General features: G+C 74.7%; 2 protein-coding genes. One reads left to right on the top strand and one right to left on the bottom strand.

The window, feature by feature from the left end:
* On the bottom strand, positions 1–604 hold a 604-nt coding region (locus tag ACWGIG_RS36245; RefSeq protein ID WP_453325967.1), incomplete at its 3' end, for a TetR/AcrR family transcriptional regulator C-terminal domain-containing protein.
* Positions 605–673: 69 nt separating this feature from the next.
* Between ACWGIG_RS36245 and ACWGIG_RS36240 the strand changes: the two genes are divergently transcribed.
* On the top strand, positions 674–2,254 hold the full coding sequence (locus tag ACWGIG_RS36240; protein WP_453325966.1) for an FAD-dependent monooxygenase: 1,581 nt from the start codon (positions 674–676) through the stop codon (positions 2,252–2,254).
* Positions 2,255–2,464: the final 210 nt, after the last annotated feature.

The following is a 2,464-nucleotide window of genomic DNA, read 5'->3' as shown; positions in this document are numbered from 1 at the left end:
CGAGCATCGGGTGCTCGCCCGCCGCGAGGACCTCGCTGATGTAGGGGCCGACGCTGCGCTGCCACTCCTCCTCGCTGAGCCCGGTGCGCTGCTCCGCGCGTCGAAGGGCCTGCTGGGCGGCGACCGAACCCAGTACGTACGCGTGCACGGCGCCGAGCGCCTGCGAGGCCAGGGTGATGTCGGGCGTGAGCGCGACGGCGGCGCGCAGCGCGGACTCCGACCGCCGCAACGAGTGGGGGCCGAGCGCGGGCCTCCCCGCCAGTTCACCCGCCAGCCAGGGGTGCCGCAGCAGCGTCGCGCGCAACGCGTGCGCGACCGCCCCCAGATCGGCACGCCAGTCCCCGGTGGACCCGGGCAGCGGGTCCTCGCCCTGCGCCGCGTCGATCATCAGGTCCACCAGCTCGTCGCGGTTGGTGATGTACCGGTAGAGCGAGGCGGTCCCGGAGCCGAGATCACTCGCGACCCGCCGCATCGACACCGCCGCCAGCCCCTCCGCGTCCGCGACGGCCAGCGCGGCGGCCACGTACTGGTCCACCCCGGGCGCGCGTCGACGCGGCTCGGGGCGCGGCCGGGTCCACACCGACGAGGGAGCGGGTTCGGTCATGGGGGCGGTTCCTTTCCTCGTTGACCCACATCGTTGACCCGCATCCTACCTTCTGGCTACGGTGTAGCCATGACAGCTACAGCGTATCCAAACACGCCGGTTCTCGTGGTCGGAGGCGGCAGCGTCGGCCTGCTCACCGCGGCACTGCTCCTCCACCACGGCGTCCCGGCAGTGCTCGTCGAACGCCGGTCCGGCCCTTCGGTGCACCCACGTGCCACCGGCATCGGACCGCGTACCGTCGAGGTCCTCCGCGAACTCGGGCTCGACGCCGCCGTCGACGCCGCCGCGGTCGACCTTCGGGGCGCCGCGGGCAAGGCGGTGGCGCGGACCGTCGTCGAGATGGGCGCGGGCGACGTCGTGACCGTGCCCATGGCGGCCCCGTCCGCCGGTGAACCGGACGTGACGCCGTTCAGGCTGCGCGGCGTCTGCGCCCAGGACCGGCTCGACGCCGTCGTGGCGGCCGACCTGGCACGCCGAGGAGCGGACCTGCGCTGGTCGACCCGTCTGGTCGGCCTCGCTCAGGACGCCGACGGGGTCGGCGTCGAACTGGAGGGACCCGACGGCCGCCACTCGCTGCGGTGCACGCGCGTCGTCGCCGCCGACGGCACGCACAGCACCGTGCGTACGGCCCTCGGCGTGGGCGTCTCCGGGCCGGGCGACCTGGGCAAGTCGATGATCAACATCCTGTTCCGCGCCGACCTCCGACCGCACCTGCGCGGAATGTCCTTCGCCACCTGCACGATCACGACGCCCCAGGCGCCCGGCCTGCTGGCCACCGTGGACGGCGAGACGGACTGGGTCTTCCACGTCGCCTGCGACGTCGAAGGTGGCGAACGCACCGAGGACTTCACGCCCGAGCGCTGCGCCGCGATCATCCGGCTGGCGGTCGGCGACCCCGGCCTCGACGTCGAGGTGCGCAGCGTGCTCCCGTGGCGGCCCCGGAGCGCGGCGGCCGAAAGCTTCGCCGTCGGCCGCGTGTTCCTCGTGGGCGACGCCGCGCACACCGTGTCGCCCCTGGGCGCGTTCGGCCTCAACACCGGTATCGCCGACGCGCACAACCTGGCGTGGAAGCTGGCCGCCGTCCACCACGGCGAGGCCGGTGCCGGGCTGCTCGACACCTACGCGCACGAACGCGAACCGGTCGCCGCGGCGACCCTGGACCAGGCGATGCGCAGGCTCGCCGACCCGCAGCTGCACTGGGGGCGCGGACCCGAGGCCGACGCCGCCAGGGCCGTGGCGGGGGTGTGGGCGGCGCCGGTCGTGCACCTCGGCCAGAGGTACGACTCGGCCGCCGTGGTCGACCCGCGGCCGGAACTCCCGTCCACGGTGGACCTGGTGCTGGACGGGTCGCCGGGTTCGCGGGTGCCCCACGCGTGGATCGACGAGGTTTCCACGCTCGACCTGGTGGCGTCCCGGTGGACCCTGCTGGTGGGCGTCGCGGGCGAACGCTGGCTCACCGCCGCGGCGGACGTCGGCCTCCCCGCGCACCTCGTCGCGGTCCCGTGGCTCCCCGACGAAGGGGCGCTGCTCGTCCGCCCGGACGGGATCGTCGCGATGCGCGCCACGGCGTCGGCGACGGATCCGACGCGGTTCCTCACCGAGGTCCTGGACCAGGTGCTGGCCAGGCCGGTCCCGGTGCCGAGCACCTGAACCCTGAACGGGGGCGCCTGAACGCAGGCGCCCCCTTCGCGGCCCTCGCCCCGGGCACCGAGCTCGCCGAGGGCCGGCCGGTGGAGCGTGGCCCACACCCGGGCCGCCTTCGACCCCTCCGGGTCCGTGGTCCGGGGTGCGGTGGGACGGCGGTCGGTGCGCCGGTACCGAGAAAACCCAGGGGAACAGATGTCCGAACGGTGCTACGGT

The sequence above is a fragment of the Streptomyces sp. NPDC054863 genome, assembly GCF_053610825.1.
This window is presented reverse-complemented; position numbering and strand designations above follow the sequence as displayed.